This window comes from Burkholderia sp. AU31652 (assembly GCF_002223155.1).
In the GTDB taxonomy this organism is placed as follows: Bacteria; Pseudomonadota; Gammaproteobacteria; order Burkholderiales; family Burkholderiaceae; genus Burkholderia.
On sequence record NZ_NKFG01000001.1, the window covers coordinates 79,472 to 96,291 of the forward strand.

At 63.4% G+C, this 16,820-nt stretch carries 16 protein-coding genes; all 16 read left to right on the forward strand.

The genetic code is table 11. The features are described from left to right. Nucleotides 1–4 precede the first annotated feature (4 nt). Nucleotides 5–1,789: a branched-chain amino acid ABC transporter ATP-binding protein/permease gene (locus tag CFB40_RS00405; RefSeq protein ID WP_089424145.1), complete on the forward strand. Its 1,785-nt coding sequence runs from the start codon at nt 5–7 to the stop codon at nt 1,787–1,789. After that, nucleotides 1,789–2,544: an ABC transporter ATP-binding protein gene (locus CFB40_RS00410; RefSeq protein ID WP_089430402.1), complete on the forward strand. Its 756-nt coding sequence runs from the start codon at nt 1,789–1,791 to the stop codon at nt 2,542–2,544. Before CFB40_RS00405 ends, CFB40_RS00410 begins: the two co-directional genes overlap by 1 nt. 589 nt (nt 2,545–3,133) lie before the next feature. Beyond that, entirely contained in the window at nt 3,134–5,104 is a 1,971-nt protein-coding gene (gene mnmG / locus CFB40_RS00415) for a tRNA uridine-5-carboxymethylaminomethyl(34) synthesis enzyme MnmG (RefSeq protein WP_089430403.1), read from the forward strand. Further along, nucleotides 5,101–5,787 (forward strand): 16S rRNA (guanine(527)-N(7))-methyltransferase RsmG, encoded by a 687-nt coding sequence (gene rsmG, locus CFB40_RS00420; RefSeq protein WP_089424148.1) that lies wholly within the window; start codon nt 5,101–5,103, stop codon nt 5,785–5,787. The genes mnmG and rsmG overlap by 4 nt, the downstream gene beginning before the upstream one ends. Nucleotides 5,788–5,843: 56 nt before the next feature. Further along, complete coding sequence (locus tag CFB40_RS00425; RefSeq protein WP_089424149.1) at nt 5,844–6,623, forward strand: ParA family protein; 780 nt, start codon at nt 5,844–5,846, stop codon at nt 6,621–6,623. A 31-nt stretch (nt 6,624–6,654) separates the two neighbouring features. Further along, on the forward strand, nt 6,655–7,548 hold the full coding sequence (locus CFB40_RS00430) for a ParB/RepB/Spo0J family partition protein (RefSeq protein ID WP_027788713.1): 894 nt from the start codon (nt 6,655–6,657) through the stop codon (nt 7,546–7,548). Nucleotides 7,549–7,558: 10 nt separating this feature from the next. Then, entirely contained in the window at nt 7,559–8,689 is a 1,131-nt protein-coding gene (locus CFB40_RS00435) for an SLC13 family permease (protein ID WP_089430404.1), read from the forward strand. A gap of 566 nt (nt 8,690–9,255) precedes the next feature. Next, on the forward strand, nt 9,256–9,780 hold the full coding sequence (locus tag CFB40_RS00445; protein ID WP_089430405.1) for an ATP synthase subunit I: 525 nt from the start codon (nt 9,256–9,258) through the stop codon (nt 9,778–9,780). Nucleotides 9,781–9,889: 109 nt separating this feature from the next. Then, on the forward strand, nt 9,890–10,741 hold the full coding sequence (atpB, locus tag CFB40_RS00450) for a F0F1 ATP synthase subunit A (RefSeq protein WP_039351439.1): 852 nt from the start codon (nt 9,890–9,892) through the stop codon (nt 10,739–10,741). Between the two features lie 75 nt (nt 10,742–10,816). Continuing rightward, a complete protein-coding gene (gene atpE / locus CFB40_RS00455; protein WP_006482730.1) occupies nt 10,817–11,086 on the forward strand; it encodes a F0F1 ATP synthase subunit C in 270 nt (89 codons plus the stop codon). 129 nt (nt 11,087–11,215) lie between these two features. After that, nucleotides 11,216–11,686: a F0F1 ATP synthase subunit B gene (locus CFB40_RS00460; RefSeq protein ID WP_039351436.1), complete on the forward strand. Its 471-nt coding sequence runs from the start codon at nt 11,216–11,218 to the stop codon at nt 11,684–11,686. Nucleotides 11,687–11,688: 2 nt separating this feature from the next. Next, on the forward strand, nt 11,689–12,228 hold the full coding sequence (locus tag CFB40_RS00465) for a F0F1 ATP synthase subunit delta (protein ID WP_011350524.1): 540 nt from the start codon (nt 11,689–11,691) through the stop codon (nt 12,226–12,228). Between the two features lie 44 nt (nt 12,229–12,272). Continuing rightward, complete coding sequence (gene atpA, locus CFB40_RS00470) at nt 12,273–13,814, forward strand: F0F1 ATP synthase subunit alpha (protein ID WP_021160444.1); 1,542 nt, start codon at nt 12,273–12,275, stop codon at nt 13,812–13,814. A gap of 69 nt (nt 13,815–13,883) precedes the next feature. Then, entirely contained in the window at nt 13,884–14,759 is an 876-nt protein-coding gene (gene atpG, locus CFB40_RS00475; RefSeq protein WP_039351431.1) for a F0F1 ATP synthase subunit gamma, read from the forward strand. A gap of 66 nt (nt 14,760–14,825) precedes the next feature. Further along, nucleotides 14,826–16,220 (forward strand): F0F1 ATP synthase subunit beta, encoded by a 1,395-nt coding sequence (gene atpD, locus CFB40_RS00480; RefSeq protein WP_039322510.1) that lies wholly within the window; start codon nt 14,826–14,828, stop codon nt 16,218–16,220. 151 nt (nt 16,221–16,371) lie between these two features. Beyond that, nucleotides 16,372–16,797 (forward strand): F0F1 ATP synthase subunit epsilon, encoded by a 426-nt coding sequence (locus tag CFB40_RS00485; protein WP_006477288.1) that lies wholly within the window; start codon nt 16,372–16,374, stop codon nt 16,795–16,797. The last annotated feature ends 23 nt before the right edge of the window (nt 16,798–16,820 follow it).

The window sequence follows — 16,820 nt, forward strand, 5'->3', positions numbered from 1 at the left end:
CACGATGAAGACGATGGTACGCAACAAGACCTTCTGGGTGTTTCTCGTGGTGCTGTTCGCGCTGCCGGTGCTGCCCGGCGCGCTGCAGGTGCCGGAATACTGGATCACGCTGCTGAACTACATCGGCCTCTACGCGATCGTCGCGATCGGGCTCGTGCTGCTCACGGGCGTCGGCGGGATGACGAGCTTCGGGCAGGCCGCGTTCGTCGGCATCGGCGCGTATGCGACCGCGCTCCTGACGACGCGCTACGGCGTGTCACCGTGGCTTGCACTGATCGTCGGTGTCGTGCTGACGGCGCTCGTCGCGCTCGTGCTTGGCGCGGTCACGATGCGGCTGTCCGGCCACTTCCTGCCGCTCGGCACGATCGCGTGGGGCCTCGCGCTGTTCTACCTGTTCGGCAATCTCGAACTGCTCGGCAAGTACGACGGGATCAACGGGATTCCGGCGCTGAACCTGTTCGGCATCACGCTCGACAGCGGCCGCAGCCTGTATTTCCTGATCTGGGCCGTCGTGCTGGCCGCGATCGTGTCGGTGCAGAACCTGCTGAACAGCCGCCCGGGTCGCGCGATCCGTGCGCTGCGCGGCGGCGGCGTGATGGCCGAGGCGATGGGCGTGAACACCGCGTGGATGCGCGTCGTGATCTTCGTCTATGCGGCCGTGCTCGCGGCCATCTCGGGCTTCCTGTACGCACACCTGCAGCGTGCGGTGAACCCGACACCGTTCGGGCTGAACCACGGGATCGAGTTCCTGTTCATGGCCGTGGTCGGCGGCGTGTCGCACGTGTGGGGCGCCGTGCTCGGCGCGGCGATCCTGACCGTGCTGCAGGACTACCTGCAGACGCTGTTGCCGAAGCTGCTCGGTTCGGAAGGCAACTTCGAGATCATCGTGTTCGGCGTGCTGATGGTGCTGCTGCTGCAGTACGCCCGCCAGGGCGTATGGCCGTTCGTCGCCAGGCTGTTCCCGCGCGGGCCGCGTGCGCATGTACCCGAGCACGCCGACCCGTTGCCGCAACGCGCGAAGCCCGCGGCCGGCGAGCCGCTGCTCGTCGTCGACAACGCGCGCAAGCAGTTCGGCGGCCTCGTGGCCGTCAACGACGTCAGCTTCGACGTGAAAGCGGGGCAGATCATCGGGCTGATCGGCCCGAACGGCGCCGGCAAGTCGACCACGTTCAACCTCGTGACGGGCGTGCTGAAGCCGACGGGCGGCACGATCACGTTCCGTGGCGAGCGCATCGACGGGCTCACGTCGCGCCAGATCGTCCGCCGCGGCATTGGCCGGACGTTCCAGCACGTGAAGCTGTTGCCGGCGATGACGGTGCTCGAGAACGTCGCGATCGGTGCGCACCTGCGCGGCCATACGGGCGTGTGGCGCAGCGTCGTGCGGCTCAATGCCCACGAGGAAGCGCAGTTGCTGGCCGAGGCTGCACAGCAGATCCGCCGCGTCGGGCTCGAAAAGCACATGTACGACGAAGCGGGCAGCCTCGCGCTGGGCCAGCAACGGATTCTCGAAATCGCGCGGGCGCTGTGCTGCGACCCGACGCTGCTGCTGCTCGACGAGCCGGCCGCCGGGCTGCGTTACCAGGAGAAGCAGCAACTCGCCGACCTGCTGCGGCGGCTGAAGGCGGAAGGCATGAGCGTGTTGCTCGTGGAACACGACATGGATTTCGTGATGAATCTCACCGACCGGCTGGTGGTGATGGAATTCGGCACGCGGATCGCGGAAGGGCTGCCGCAAGACGTGCAGCAGGATCCGGCGGTGCTCGAAGCGTATCTGGGCGGGGTGGAGTGATGACGGACACGACGATGCCGATTCTCGACGTGCGCGGGCTGGCGGTCCGGTACGGGAAGGTGGAGGCGCTGCACGGCGCGGCGATCAAGGTTGGTGCGGGACAGATCGTCAGCGTGATTGGGCCGAACGGGGCCGGAAAATCGACGCTGCTGAACGCGATCATGGGCGCGCTGCCGGTGACCGGGCATGCGTCGGGCGCGGTCGTGTATCGCGGTCACGATGTCGGTGCATTGCCGGTCGAGCAGCGCGTCGCACGCGGGATGTGCCTCGTGCCGGAAAAGCGCGAGCTGTTCAGCACGATGACGGTTGAGGACAACCTCGTGCTGGGCGCGTATCGACGCAAGCTGGCGGGTGAAGCGAACTTCCTCGACCAGCTCGATCACGTGTTCGCGCTGTTTCCGCGTTTGAAGGAGCGGCGCAAGCAGGCGGCCGGCACGCTGTCCGGCGGCGAGCGGCAGATGCTCGCGGTTGGCCGCGCGCTGATGGGCAAGCCCGACCTGCTGATGCTCGACGAGCCGAGCCTCGGGCTGGCGCCGCTGATCGTGAAGGAGATCTTTCATATCATCAGCGCGTTGCGCGGGACGGGCGTGGCGACGCTGCTGATCGAGCAGAATGCGCGGGCTGCGCTGCAGATCTCGGACTACGGCTACGTGCTGGAGACGGGCGAGTTTGCGCTGGAAGGGCCGGCGGCGGAACTCGCGCAGAATCCACGTGTGATCGAAACCTACCTCGGGTTAGCGAAGAAAACGGCTTGATCGGAGGCGCGGTGGGTGGGGAACGGGCGGCGTGTTTCACGTGAAACACGCCGCTTTTGTTTTTGGGTGGAGGTCTGACTCCCATGCATCGGCGGTTAACAGCCAGGGGATAAGTACCGGAGGAACAATCAAAAGCTCTGTGCAGTGGCGGTGGGGGAGGTATCTCAAGCGCAAATGGCGATCCGGTTTGTCGATCGGAGTTGGCTGCCACTCGTTCCACAGAATGATGATGTGCCGGGTCACAGGGGATAAGTGTCGAGCGTACCGACGGAAATTCTGTGAGGAAGGGGGCACAGGGTGTTCCGCCTAGGTATTGGGCGGGACACAGGCCTCGAACGGGTTATATGTTCCACGTGAAATTTCTCGACCCATTGATCCCTGCACAGGCGTAACGATGTGCGGCGGGCGGGCCGGATTATTCGCAGGCGTAGGCGCGGAACCACAGATTCATCGGTCCAACGCCGAAAAATCGTCGAAATGCACAGACCCTACCATTCGGACGGCATTCGGGTGAAAAGCGAACCCGCTATAATTCGCCCCATACATTTCTCTGATAGGTTCGTGCGCAGCCCTGCGTGCGGAATCCACCATGCTTTTTCCCACAGAATTTGACGTCATCGTCGTCGGTGGCGGTCATGCCGGCACCGAAGCCGCGCTGGCGTCCGCCCGCATGGGCGCAAAGACACTGCTGCTGACCCACAACATCGAAACGCTTGGGCAGATGAGCTGCAATCCGTCGATCGGCGGCATTGGCAAGGGCCATCTGGTCAAGGAAGTCGATGCGCTGGGCGGCGCAATGGCAGCCGCGACGGACGAGAGTGGTATCCAGTTCCGGATCCTCAATTCGTCGAAAGGGCCGGCCGTGCGCGCGACGCGTGCGCAGGCCGACCGTATCCTGTACAAGGCCGCGATCCGCCATCGGCTCGAGAACCAGCCGAACCTCTGGCTGTTCCAGCAGGCCGTCGACGACCTGATGGTCGAAGGCGACCGTGTGGTGGGTGCCGTCACACAGATCGGCATCCGCTTCCGCGCTCGCGCGGTCGTGCTGACCGCCGGGACGTTCCTTGACGGCAAGATCCACGTCGGCCTGAACAACTACACGGGCGGCCGCGCGGGCGATCCGGCGGCCGTGTCGCTGTCGTCGCGCCTGAAGGAGCTGAAGCTGCCGCAGGGCCGCCTGAAGACCGGTACGCCGCCGCGTATCGATGGCCGCTCGATCGATTTCTCGCAGCTGACCGAGCAGCCGGGCGATCTCGATCCGATCCCCGTCTTCTCGTTCCTGGGCCGCGCGGAGCAGCATCCGCAGCAACTGCCGTGCTGGGTCACGCACACGAACGAGCGCACGCACGACATCATTCGTGGCGGTCTCGACCGTTCGCCTATGTATACAGGCGTGATCGAGGGCGTCGGGCCGCGCTATTGCCCGTCGATCGAGGACAAGATTCACCGGTTCGCGTCGAAGGAATCGCACCAGATCTTCCTGGAGCCGGAAGGGCTGACGACCAACGAGTTCTACCCGAACGGGATCTCGACGAGCCTGCCGTTCGATGTCCAGCTCGAGCTCGTGCATTCGATGCGCGGCCTCGAGAACGCGCATATCCTGCGCCCCGGCTACGCGATCGAGTACGACTACTTCGATCCGCGCGCGCTGAAGGCATCGCTCGAGACGAAGGCGATCAACGGACTGTTCTTCGCGGGCCAGATCAACGGCACGACTGGCTATGAAGAAGCGGCCGCGCAGGGCCTGCTGGCCGGCCTCAATGCGGGCCGTTACGTGCAGGAGAAGGACGCATGGTGCCCGCGCCGTGACCAGGCCTACCTCGGCGTGCTGGTGGACGATCTCGTGACGCGCGGCGTGGCCGAGCCGTACCGGATGTTCACGAGCCGCGCCGAGTATCGCCTCAGCCTGCGTGAAGACAATGCCGACATGCGCCTGACCGAGATCGGCCGCGAACTGGGCCTCGTCGACGACGTGCGCTGGGACGCATTCAGCCGGAAGCGCGACGCTGTTTCACGTGAAACCGAACGCCTGAAGTCGACGTGGGTCACGCCGAAGACGTTGCCGGCGGAAGAGGCGACCGCGCTCCTCGGCAAGGCGATCGATCACGAATACAGCCTCGCCGAGCTGCTGCGCCGCCCGGGTATCAGCTACGACGGCGTGTGTGGACTGAAGGGCGGCGAGTGCGGCCCCGCAGAGCCGCTGGCCGACGATCCGGTGATGCTCGAGCAGATCAAGGAGCAGGTCGAGATCGGTATCAAGTATCAGGGCTATATCGAGCGCCAGGCCTCCGAGATCGAACGCAACGACGCGAACGAGAACACGCGCCTGCCGGACGGTATCGATTACCGCGAAGTCCGCGGCCTGTCGTTCGAGGTGAGCCAGAAGCTCAACGAGTTCCGGCCGGAGACGATCGGGCAGGCATCGCGCATCTCGGGTGTCACGCCGGCAGCGATCTCGCTGCTGATGGTGCACCTGAAGCGCCGCGGCCTCGGGCGCCGTAATGGCAGTGCCGCAGAGGCAACGGAGCAGGGGGGCGGCGCCGTCCCGACGCAACAATGACGGCGCGTCGCGCGCCGGCGGTTAATCGGGACGTACTGGAGCAGATGCTCGTCGAAGGCACGACGGCGCTCGACCTCACCCTGACGGATGCGCAACTCAACCAGCTGCTCGACTACGTCGCGCTGCTCGGCAAGTGGAACGCGGTCTACAACCTGACCGCGATCCGCGACCCGAAGCAGATGCTGATCCAGCACATCCTCGATTCGCTTTCCATCGTCCCGCATCTGCGCGGCCGTGCATCGGCCCGCGTGCTCGACGTCGGTTCGGGCGGCGGGTTGCCCGGTATCGTGCTGGCGATCGTCGAGCCGGATTGGCAGGTCACGCTGAACGATATCGTGCAGAAGAAGTCTGCCTTCCAGACTCAGATGCGCGCGGAGCTGAAGCTCGCGAACCTGTCGGTGGTCACCGGTCGGGTCGAATCGCTGCAGCCGGGTGTCGAAGTGCCGGAAAAATTCGACATGATCGTATCCCGCGCTTTCGCGGATCTGTCCGACTTCGTTAAACTTGCTCGACATCTGGTCGCGCCGGGCGGATCGATCTGGGCGATGAAGGGCGTCCATCCGGACGACGAGATTGCGCGATTGCCGGAAGGCAGCCGCGTGAAGCAGACGATACGGCTGGCGGTGCCGATGCTCGATGCCGAACGGCATCTGATCGAAGTGGCCGTCGACGAAGCGAATTGAAGGGCAGGCGCGCAGTAGCGCGCCGTTTGTTTGAAGGTAAAGGGAACACACCAACGATGGCAAAGATCTTCTGCGTTGCGAACCAGAAGGGGGGCGTCGGCAAGACGACGACATCGGTCAATCTCGCCGCAAGCCTTGCAGCGCAGGAGCAACGAGTCCTGCTGATCGATCTCGACCCGCAGGGTAACGCGACGATGGGCAGCGGGATCGACAAGGCTGCTTGCGAAGCGACCGTGTACGAGGTGCTGGTCGACGGCGTGTCGGTGACCGATGCGCGCATCCGTCCGGACGGCGTCACCTACGACGTGCTGCCCGCGAATCGCGAGCTGTCCGGTGCCGAGATCGAACTGATCAGCATCGACAACCGCGAGCGCCGGCTGAAGGCTGCGCTCGAGCGCGTGTCCGACGACTACGACTTCGTGCTGATCGACTGTCCGCCGACGCTGTCGCTGCTGACGCTGAACGGGCTGTGCGCGGCGCACGGCGTCGTGATTCCGATGCAGTGCGAGTACTTCGCACTGGAAGGGTTGTCGGACCTCGTCAACACGATCAAGCAGGTTCACGCGAACATGAACCGCGACCTGAAGATCATCGGCTTGCTGCGCGTGATGTTCGATCCGCGCATCACGCTGCAGCAGCAAGTCTCCGATCAACTGAAAGCGCACTTCGGCGACAAGGTGTTCGACGCGGTGATTCCGCGTAACGTGCGCCTGGCGGAAGCGCCGAGTTATGGGCTGCCGGGCGTCGTGTTCGACCGCAGCTCGCGTGGTGCGCAAGCGTATCTCCAGTTCGGTGCCGAAATGATCGACCGCGTTCGCGCGTTCGAGGTGTCGTGATCCGGACATGAGCGAAGCGAGGAAGAAAGACATGAACGCGGTACCAAAGAAGAAGGGCTTGGGACGTGGCCTCGAAGCGCTGCTCGGCGGCAGTGCCGATATCACCGAAGCGGTGAAGATCGAAGGGGCACCGAACACGCTCGCGCTCGGCAAGCTGCAGGCCGGCAAGTACCAGCCGCGTACGCGGATGGACGAAGGCAGCCTGCAGGAGCTCGCGGCAAGCATCCGCGCGCAGGGCGTGATGCAGCCGATCCTGGTACGGCCTATTTCATCAGACAAATACGAGATCATCGCGGGTGAGCGCCGTTTCCGTGCGGCGCGCCTGGCGGGTCTCGATGAAGTGCCGGTGCTCGTGAAGGACGTATCGGATCAGGCCGCCGCGGCGATGGCGCTGATCGAGAACATCCAGCGCGAGGATCTGAACCCGCTTGAAGAAGCGCACGGCATCCAGCGCCTGCTCGACGAGTTCGGTTTCACGCACGAACAGGCGGCCGAATCGGTCGGCCGCTCGCGCAGCGCGGTATCGAACCTGCTGCGCCTGCTGAACCTGGCTTCGCCGGTGCAGACGATGCTGCTGGCCGGTGATCTCGACATGGGGCATGCGCGCGCGCTGCTCGCCGTCGATGCGGCCACGCAGATCACGCTTGCCCATCAGGTCGTCAACAAGCGCATGTCGGTGCGCGAGACCGAAAAGCTCGTCACGCACACGACGAAGGAAGCGCCGGCGGTGAAGGCGCGCGCGAAGGACGATGGCGGTCGCGATACGCGCCGTCTCGAGGAGGAGTTGTCCGACCTGCTCGCGTCGACGGTGAAGATCAAGCTTGGCCGCCGCGGGCGAGGGCAGGTGACGATCGACTTCGGCAACCTCGACGCGCTCGAGGGCATTCTCGTGCGACTGCGCGGCAACGTCGCAACCGAAGAGTAAAGGGCGGCGCATGGCGGAGACGGACGCACCGGCGCCGCGCCGGTGGTTGGGGTGGCTTGCGCAGGAGCCCGTGCTATCGGTGCTTGTGCTTGGGCTGATCGTGCTGCAATGGGTGCGTCCGCAACCATTTTCCGTGTTGGCCGATCGGGTCGACTGGCAGACGGTCGCGACGCTCGCGGGCCTGCTGATGCTGACCAAGGCGCTCGAGTTGTCCGGCTGCCTGATGTGGCTCGCACACCGCATCGTGCATCATGTGCACTCCGAACGCGGGCTCGCGATGCTGCTCGTCGGGTTCGCCGCGTTGCTGTCGATGTGGCTCACCAACGACGTCGCGCTGTTCGTCGTCGTGCCGCTGATGGTGTCGCTGCGTGCGCTGACGCCACTGCCGTTCCGGCGGCTCGTGATCGTCGTCGCGCTGGCCGTCAACGCAGGGTCCGTCGCGACGCCGCTCGGCAATCCCCAGAATCTTTTCCTGTGGCAATTGAGCGGCGTGTCGTTCGGCCGCTTCGTGGTCACGCTCGGGCCGCTCGCGATCGCGCTGATGGCGCTGCTGCTCGTGCTGACCGCGTGCGCGTTTCGTGCGAAACCGCTCGACCTGTCCGGCGACGTCGTCGCCATTCCCGTACAACGCCTGCACGCGCTGATCGCCGCAGTGCTGTTCGCGGCCTTCGTGCTGCTCGCTGATGCGCACCATCCGCTGCCGGGCCTGCTTGCCGTCTCGATCGTGCTGCTCGTCGCCAAACGTGACGCAGTCCTGAAGATCGACTGGCTGTTGCTGCTGATCTTCGTGCTGATGTTCGTCGTGCTGCGCAGCGCGGCTGCGCTGCCCGTCATCCATGACACGATTGCGCATGCGAATCTCGATTCACCGCTGCGCATCTTTGCGGCCGGTGCCGTGCTGTCACAGGGCATCAGCAACGTGCCGGCCGCGATCCTGCTGTCCGAGTTCACGCATGATTGGCGCGCGCTCGCGTTCGGCGTATCGGTCGGCGGATTCGGTTTCGCGATCGGCTCGCTTGCGAACCTGATCGCGGTGCGTCTCGCGAAGGAGCCGCGCATGTGGCTGCCGTTCCACCTGGTCTCGATTCCGTTCGCGCTCGCCAGCGCGGCACTCGGTGCGTGGCTGCTCGTTCATGGTTGAACGATGTGGTGCGTGTGGCACAGGCGTGCCATTCGGGCGGCGGGGAGGGTGCACAGCATTCGCGCTGGTGCGGGTTGTTGATAAGTGCCGCAATCCACCGTCGATCGACTGTGGTGGCATGACAACTGATTGGATAATTCGTTGCGTCAGCATCAGTCTGGATTTCGCGCATCCGGCGCGGCCGGGTGATCACAGTGTTTCGTCTGTTCGGGGTTTCGTGCTGAGCTCGGGCCCGGAGCCGCGTCACAGCGCGGGCTCCAGGTGGTGATCGTGCCGCCCCGACGGCACCCGCGCCGGGCATCGTTTCCTCGCCATTTCCTCGTCGCCGGATTTTTTCGAGCAAGAAATACCGGTGCAAAAAAGCGACCTTACAACTGTCATCGTACGTCGTCGAATCGCCCGTTTTTTCACATGATGAGGCGTCGTTTTACGCAGGTTTTTGTCGCGTCTAAAGCCTTGAATCACTTGCAACTATCGCTTACAATCGCCCGGATTTGTTAGCTAGGCACCCCTGAAAGCTTTCAGAAAGCTTGGGGCCGGGTTCAAGGATTTTGCGGAAGATTGCGATGGCGGGTCAGGCGCCGGACGGCAGGCACGATGATCAGCGCACGCAACGCACCGCTTCAGCGGCCGGCGAGCGGCGCGAATTCGACGATGACTGGGACGCCGAGCAACAAGATAACAACATCGTTCCGCTCACGCGGGCAGACGCCGAAAAGCTGTTCGGCCCGAACGTGAGCAAGCCCTCGCGCGTGACCCCCTATAAGGTGGTATTCGCGCAAGTGGTTCTGTCCCTGGTTGCAACGCTGGCGTGGTGGCTGTTTTCAAAGTCGCCGGGCGCCGCTGCGCAATCCGCGTTTCTGGGCGGAGCGATCGGCTGGGTGCCCAGTGCGGTATTCGTGGCACGACTGAAGGCAGGTGGCTCGGCCACCGTGATGAGCTGGGTGATGGGCGAAGCCCTGAAGCTCGCTCTGACGATCGGGATGTTCACTGCAGTGGCGTTCGGCTGGTCCGGCGTGCACTGGGTGCCGTTCCTCGTCACGTACCTCGTCGTGCTGAAGACGTACTGGATCGCGCTGGCCTGGCGGTAAGGAACAAGCAGCGTGCGGTTTCGACAACGAACCGCACCAGCCCGTTCCCGCAATAGCGTGTTGCGGAACGGGCAAAACGATTTTCGACAATTTGGGTGGCATTAACGATATGGCAGCTAGCGAAGGCACGCGCGGTCCGGATCCGTCCGAGTACATTGCGCACCACTTGCAGAATTTCTCCACCTCGCATCAGACGTCGATTTTCGACATCCACGTCTGGAATCTCGACACGCTGTTCTGGTCGATCGTTTGCGGCATCGTGACGATCCTCCTGCTGCGTCTGGCCGCCCGCAAGGCGACGTCGGGCGTGCCGGGCCGTTTCCAGTGCGCGATCGAGATGCTCGTCGAGATGGTCGAAGACCAATCGAAGGCCATCGTTCACGGCAATCGTACCTTCATCGCTCCGCTCGCGCTCACGGTGTTCGTGTGGGTCGCGCTGATGAACTCCCTCGACTTCCTCCCGGTCGACCTGCCGGGCCGCGTGATCGGCCTGCTCGGTCTGTCGGACGTGATTTCCCACCATCGCATCGTCCCGACGGCCGACCTGAACGGCACGCTCGGCATCGCGCTCGGCGTGTTCGTCCTGATGATCTACTACAGCATCAAGATCAAGGGCGCGGGCGGCTTTGTGCATGAGCTGCTGTCGGCACCGTTTGGCGCCCACCCGCTGCTGTGGATCCCGAACCTCGCGCTCAACATCGTCGAATATCTCGCGAAGACCGTCTCTCTCGGTATGCGGCTGTTCGGCAACATGTACGCGGGTGAGCTGTTGTTCCTGTTGATCGCCCTGCTCGGCAGCATGTGGAGCTTCGGTGGCGACGCAACGTTCCTCGGCTTCGTTGGCCATGTGATCGCGGGTAGCGTCTGGGCAATCTTCCACATCCTGATTGTTCTGTTGCAGGCATTCATTTTCATGATGCTGACGCTGGTGTATCTCGGCCAGGCGCACGACAAGCACTAAGCGCGGCGTGCAAGAAAGAGTTTCCGTTTTAGTTTTTTAAATCTCAGTTCCAAGTCTTTTCACAAAGGAGTGATCATGCAAGCTTACATCGCCAACATCCAGGGTCTGACCGCCATCGGTATCGGCATCATCATCGGCCTGGGTGCAATCGGCGCCTGTATCGGTATCGCGCTGATGGGTGGTAAGTACATCGAAGCCTGCGCACGTCAGCCGGAACTCATCAACCCGCTGCAAACGAAGATGTTCCTGCTGGCTGGTCTGATCGACGCGGCATTCCTGATCGGCGTGGGTGTTGCAATGCTGTTCGCGTTCGCGAACCCGCTCCTGTCGAAGCTCGCAGGCTAAGGTTCCTCGGAAATATGCGTCCGGCGCAAGCCGGCGCAGGGCGGAACGGAGACTTGGGGCGCTGATCGAATGCAACTCGATGAGCGCCTTACCGTTTCATTTTTCCGGAATAGCAGATAAGGAAACACCGTGAATCTCAACGCAACTCTGTTTGCGCAAATGGTCGTGTTCCTGGTCCTCGCGTGGTTCACGATGAAATTCGTGTGGCCGCCGTTGATCAACGCCCTCGACGAACGTTCGAAGAAGATCGCCGACGGCCTCGCCGCCGCCGAGAAGGGCAAGGCAGAACTCGACGCAGCGCACAAGCGCGTGGACCAGGAACTCGCGCAGGCCCGCAATGACGGCCAGCAGCGCATCGCCGACGCTGAAAAGCGTGCCCAGGCGGTCGCCGAGGAAATCAAGGCCAACGCCCAGGCTGAAGCCGCCCGCATCATCGCCCAGGCGAAGGCGGAAGCAGAACAGCAAATCGTGAAGGCGCGCGAAGCGCTGCGTGGTGAAGTCGCTACGCTGGCCGTGAAGGGCGCCGAGCAGATCCTGAAGCGCGAAGTCGATCAAACGGCCCACGCCCAACTGCTGAATCAACTGAAAGCCGAGCTCTGATCATGGCCGAACTTGCAACCATCGCCCGCCCTTACGCAGAAGCGCTGTTCCGCGTGGCCGAGGGCGGTGACATCGCCGCCTGGTCCACGCTCGTGCAAGAGCTGGCCCAGGTTGCGCGTCTGCCGGAAGTCTTGTCGGTCGCGTCGAGCCCGAAGGTGACGCGCACGCAAGTAGCCGAGTTGCTGCTTGCTGCGGTGAAGTCGCCGCTCGGAGCTGGCGCCGAAGCGAAGAACTTCGTGCAGATGCTGGTCGACAATCATCGCATCGCGCTGCTGCCGGAAATCGCCGAGCAGTTCGAGGCGCTCAAGAACGAACGTGAAGGTGCAGCCGACGCCGAGATCGTGAGCGCGTTCCCGCTGAACGGCGCGGATCTCGAGAGTCTCGTCTCGGGCCTCGAACGCAAGTTCAAGCGCAAGCTGAAACCGACGGTCGCAGTCGATTCGTCGCTGATTGGCGGCGTGCGCGTGACGGTCGGCGACGAAGTGCTCGACACCTCGGTTCGCGCGCGCCTCGCATCGATGCAGGCTGCGTTGACCGCCTGAGCGCCACGCCGGCACGCAACAGAATTGACTATCAGGAGCGAATAATGCAACTCAATCCCTCTGAGATCAGCGAGCTGATCAAGAGCCGGATCCAGGGCCTTGAAGCGAGCGCAGACGTTCGCAACCAGGGCACCGTGATCTCCGTGACCGACGGTATCGTGCGTATCCACGGCCTGTCGGACGTGATGCAGGGCGAAATGCTCGAGTTTCCGGGCAACACGTTCGGCCTCGCGCTGAACCTCGAGCGCGACTCGGTCGGCGCGGTGATTCTCGGCGAATACGAACACATCTCGGAAGGCGACATCGTCAAGACGACGGGCCGCATTCTCGAAGTCCCGGTTGGTCCGGAACTCGTCGGCCGCGTGGTCGATGCGCTCGGCAACCCGATCGACGGCAAGGGCCCGGTCAACGCCAAGCTGACCGACGCGATCGAAAAGATCGCCCCGGGCGTGATCTGGCGTAAGTCGGTGTCGCAGCCGGTGCAGACGGGCATCAAGTCGATCGACGCAATGGTGCCGATCGGCCGTGGCCAGCGTGAGCTGATCATCGGCGACCGTCAGTGCGGCAAGACCGCGGTGGCGCTCGACGCGATCATCAACCAGAAGGGCAAGGACCTGATCTGTATCTACGTCGCGATCGGCCAGAAGGCTTCGTCGATCATGAACGTGGTTCGCAAGCTCGAAGAAACGGGCGCGATGGAATACACGATCGTCGTCGCCGCTTCGGCTTCGGATTCGGCAGCGATGCAGTACCTCGCACCGTACGCCGGCTGCACGATGGGCGAATACTTCCGCGACCGTGGCCAAGATGCGCTGATCATCTATGACGACTTGACCAAGCAGGCTTGGGCATACCGTCAGATCTCGCTGCTGCTGCGCCGCCCGCCGGGCCGTGAAGCGTACCCGGGCGACGTGTTCTATCTCCACTCGCGTCTGCTCGAGCGTGCTGCTCGCGTGTCGGAAGAGTACGTCGAGAAGTTCACGAACGGCGAAGTGAAGGGCAAGAGCGGCTCGCTGACGGCACTGCCGGTCATCGAAACGCAGGCTGGCGACGTGACCGCGTTCGTTCCGACGAACGTGATCTCGATTACCGACGGCCAGATCTTCCTGGAAACTGACCTGTTCAACGCAGGCATCCGCCCGGCAATCAACGCCGGCGTGTCGGTGTCGCGAGTCGGTGGCGCCGCTCAGACGAAGGTCGTGAAGAAGCTGTCGGGCGGTATCCGTACCGACCTCGCGCAGTATCGTGAACTGGCGGCATTCGCCCAGTTCGCATCGGACCTCGACGAAGCGACCCGCAAGCAGCTCGAGCGCGGCCGCCGCGTGACGGAACTGCTGAAGCAGCCGCAGTACCAGCCGCTGCAGGTGTGGGAACTGGCCGTGTCGCTGTACGCCGCAAACAACGGCTACCTCGACGACCTCGACGTCAAGCAAGTGCTGTCGTTCGAGAAGGGCCTGCGCGAAAACCTGAAGACCAGCCACGCTGACCTCATCAAGCGCATCGAAGACACCAAGGATCTCTCGAAGGACGACGAAGGCGCACTGCGCTCGGCGATCGAATCCTTCAAGAAGTCCGGTGCCTATTGATCCGCGAGTGACACACTGAGGCCGCGCGGGTGCTGATGCGCCCGCGCCGCTTCGGTCAAGGAGCAAGCTATGGCTGGAATGAAGGAAATTCGCGGCAAGATCAAGAGCGTGCAGAACACGCGCAAGATCACGAAGGCGATGGAAATGGTGGCCGCATCGAAGATGCGCCGCGCGCAGGAACGCATGCGCGCCGCTCGTCCGTATGCGGACAAGGTCCGTGCCATCGCCGCGCACATGAGCCGCGCGAACCCGGAGTACCGCCACCCGTTCATGGTGGCGAACGAAGGCGCGCAGACGGCCGGCATCATCCTTGTCACGACGGACAAGGGTCTGTGCGGCGGTCTGAACACCAACGTGCTGCGTGCGACGGTGCAGAAGTTCAAGGAGCTGGAAGAGAAGGGCCAGAAGGTCGAAGCCACCGCGATCGGTAGCAAGGGCCTCGGGTTCCTGAACCGCTTCGGCGCGAAGGTGATGTCGCAGGTCGTGCACCTCGGCGACACCCCGCATCTGGACAAGCTGATCGGCGCCGTGAAGACGCAGCTCGACCTGTACTCGGAAGGCAAGCTGTCGGCGGTTTATATCGCTTACACGCGCTTCGTCAACACGATGAAGCAGGAAGCCGTGATCGAGCAGCTGCTGCCGCTGTCGTCGGAACACTTCGAAGCCGATGATGGTACGCCGGCCACGTCGTGGGACTACATCTACGAGCCGGACGCGCAGGCAGTCGTCGACGAACTGCTCGTGCGTTACGTCGAGGCGCTGGTGTACCAGGCCGTCGCGGAAAACATGGCGTCCGAGCAATCGGCGCGCATGGTCGCGATGAAGGCCGCGTCCGACAACGCGAAGACGGTGATCAGCGAACTGCAGCTCGTATACAACAAGAGCCGTCAGGCCGCGATCACGAAAGAACTGTCGGAGATCGTCGGCGGCGCAGCCGCTGTTTAAGCGCGCGCCCGGGACGACAACTGCGCCTTTGCGCGAGTAAAGAATCAGGTATTTAAAGGAAAAGCGATGAGTACTGCTGCTTTGGTAGAAGGCAAGATCGTACAGTGCATCGGCGCCGTTATCGACGTGGAATTCCCGCGCGACAGCATGCCGAAGATCTACGACGCGCTCATTCTCGATGGCTCGGAACTGACGCTCGAAGTCCAGCAGCAGCTGGGCGACGGCGTTGTCCGTACCATCTGTCTGGGTGCATCCGACGGCCTGCGCCGCGGCCTGACCGTGAAGAACACGGCAAAGCCGATCTCGGTGCCGGTCGGCAAGCCGACCCTCGGCCGAATCATGGACGTGCTTGGCCGTCCGATCGACGAAGCCGGCCCGATCGAAAGCGACGTGACGCGTTCGATCCACCAGAAGGCTCCGGCGTTCGACGAACTGTCGCCGTCGACCGAACTGCTCGAAACGGGTATCAAGGTCATCGACCTGATCTGCCCGTTCGCAAAGGGCGGCAAGGTTGGCCTGTTCGGCGGTGCTGGCGTGGGCAAGACCGTCAACATGATGGAGCTCATCAACAACATCGCGAAGGAGCACGGCGGTTACTCCGTGTTCGCGGGCGTGGGCGAGCGTACCCGTGAAGGGAACGACTTCTACCACGAAATGAAGGACTCGAACGTTCTCGACAAGGTCGCGCTGGTGTACGGCCAGATGAACGAGCCGCCGGGCAACCGTCTGCGCGTCGCGCTGACCGGCCTGACGATGGCCGAGCACTTCCGTGACGAAGGCCTCGACGTGCTGTTCTTCGTCGACAACATCTACCGTTTCACGCTGGCCGGTACCGAAGTGTCGGCACTGCTCGGCCGTATGCCGTCGGCAGTGGGCTATCAGCCGACGCTGGCTGAAGAAATGGGCAAGCTGCAAGAGCGCATCACGTCGACCAAGAAGGGCTCGATTACGTCGGTCCAGGCCGTGTACGTCCCTGCGGATGACTTGACCGACCCGTCGCCGGCTACGACCTTCGGCCACCTGGACGCAACCGTCGTTCTGTCGCGTGACATCGCTTCGCTGGGTATCTACCCGGCGGTCGACCCGCTCGACTCGACGTCGCGCCAGATCGACCCGAACGTGATCGGTGAAGAGCACTACTCGATCACCCGTCGCGTTCAGCAGACGCTGCAGCGCTACAAGGAACTGCGCGACATCATCGCGATTCTGGGCATGGACGAACTGTCGCCGGAAGACAAGCTGTCGGTCGCGCGCGCGCGTAAGATCCAGCGTTTCCTGTCGCAGCCGTTCCACGTTGCTGAAGTGTTCACGGGCTCGCCGGGCAAGTACGTGCCGCTGAAGGAAACGATCCGCGGCTTCAAGATGATCGTCGACGGCGAGTGCGACCACCTGCCGGAACAGGCGTTCTACATGGTCGGCACGATCGACGAAGCCTTCGAAAAGGCCAAGAAGATCTCGTAAGGGTCGGGCGTAACGCAGCGGGTGCCGTTGGCGGTTGATTCTCCTATAGCACTGGCGATAGGGGACACGGCACCCACGCAATATGCTCAATCCGCCGTGCATGGGATCGAAGTGGGCGTTTTAGCGCCCGCTCCGATCGACAGGAGTCGATATGGCAACCATCAAAGTAGACGTCGTCAGCGCGGAAGAGCAGATCTTCTCGGGCGAGGCGAAATTCGTCGCGCTGCCGGGCGAAACGGGTGAGCTGGGCATTCTGCCGGGCCACACGCCGCTGATCACGCGGATTCGTCCGGGTGCGGTGCGCATCGAAGTCGAGGGCGGCAACGACGAATTCGTGTTCGTCGCGGGCGGCATTCTCGAAGTGCAGCCGGGCGCCGTGACGGTGCTCGCCGATACCGCGATCCGCGGCAAGGACCTCGACGCGGCGAAAGCCGAGGAAGCACGCAAGCGTGCCGAGGAAACGCTGCAGAACGCGAAGTCGGATCTCGACCTCGCGAAGGCGCAATCCGAGCTCGCGACCGCGATGGCGCAGCTCGAGGCGATCCAGCGTCTGGCGAAGATTCGCAGCCGGCACTGAGCCGCGCCGCGTATCCCGCGAAA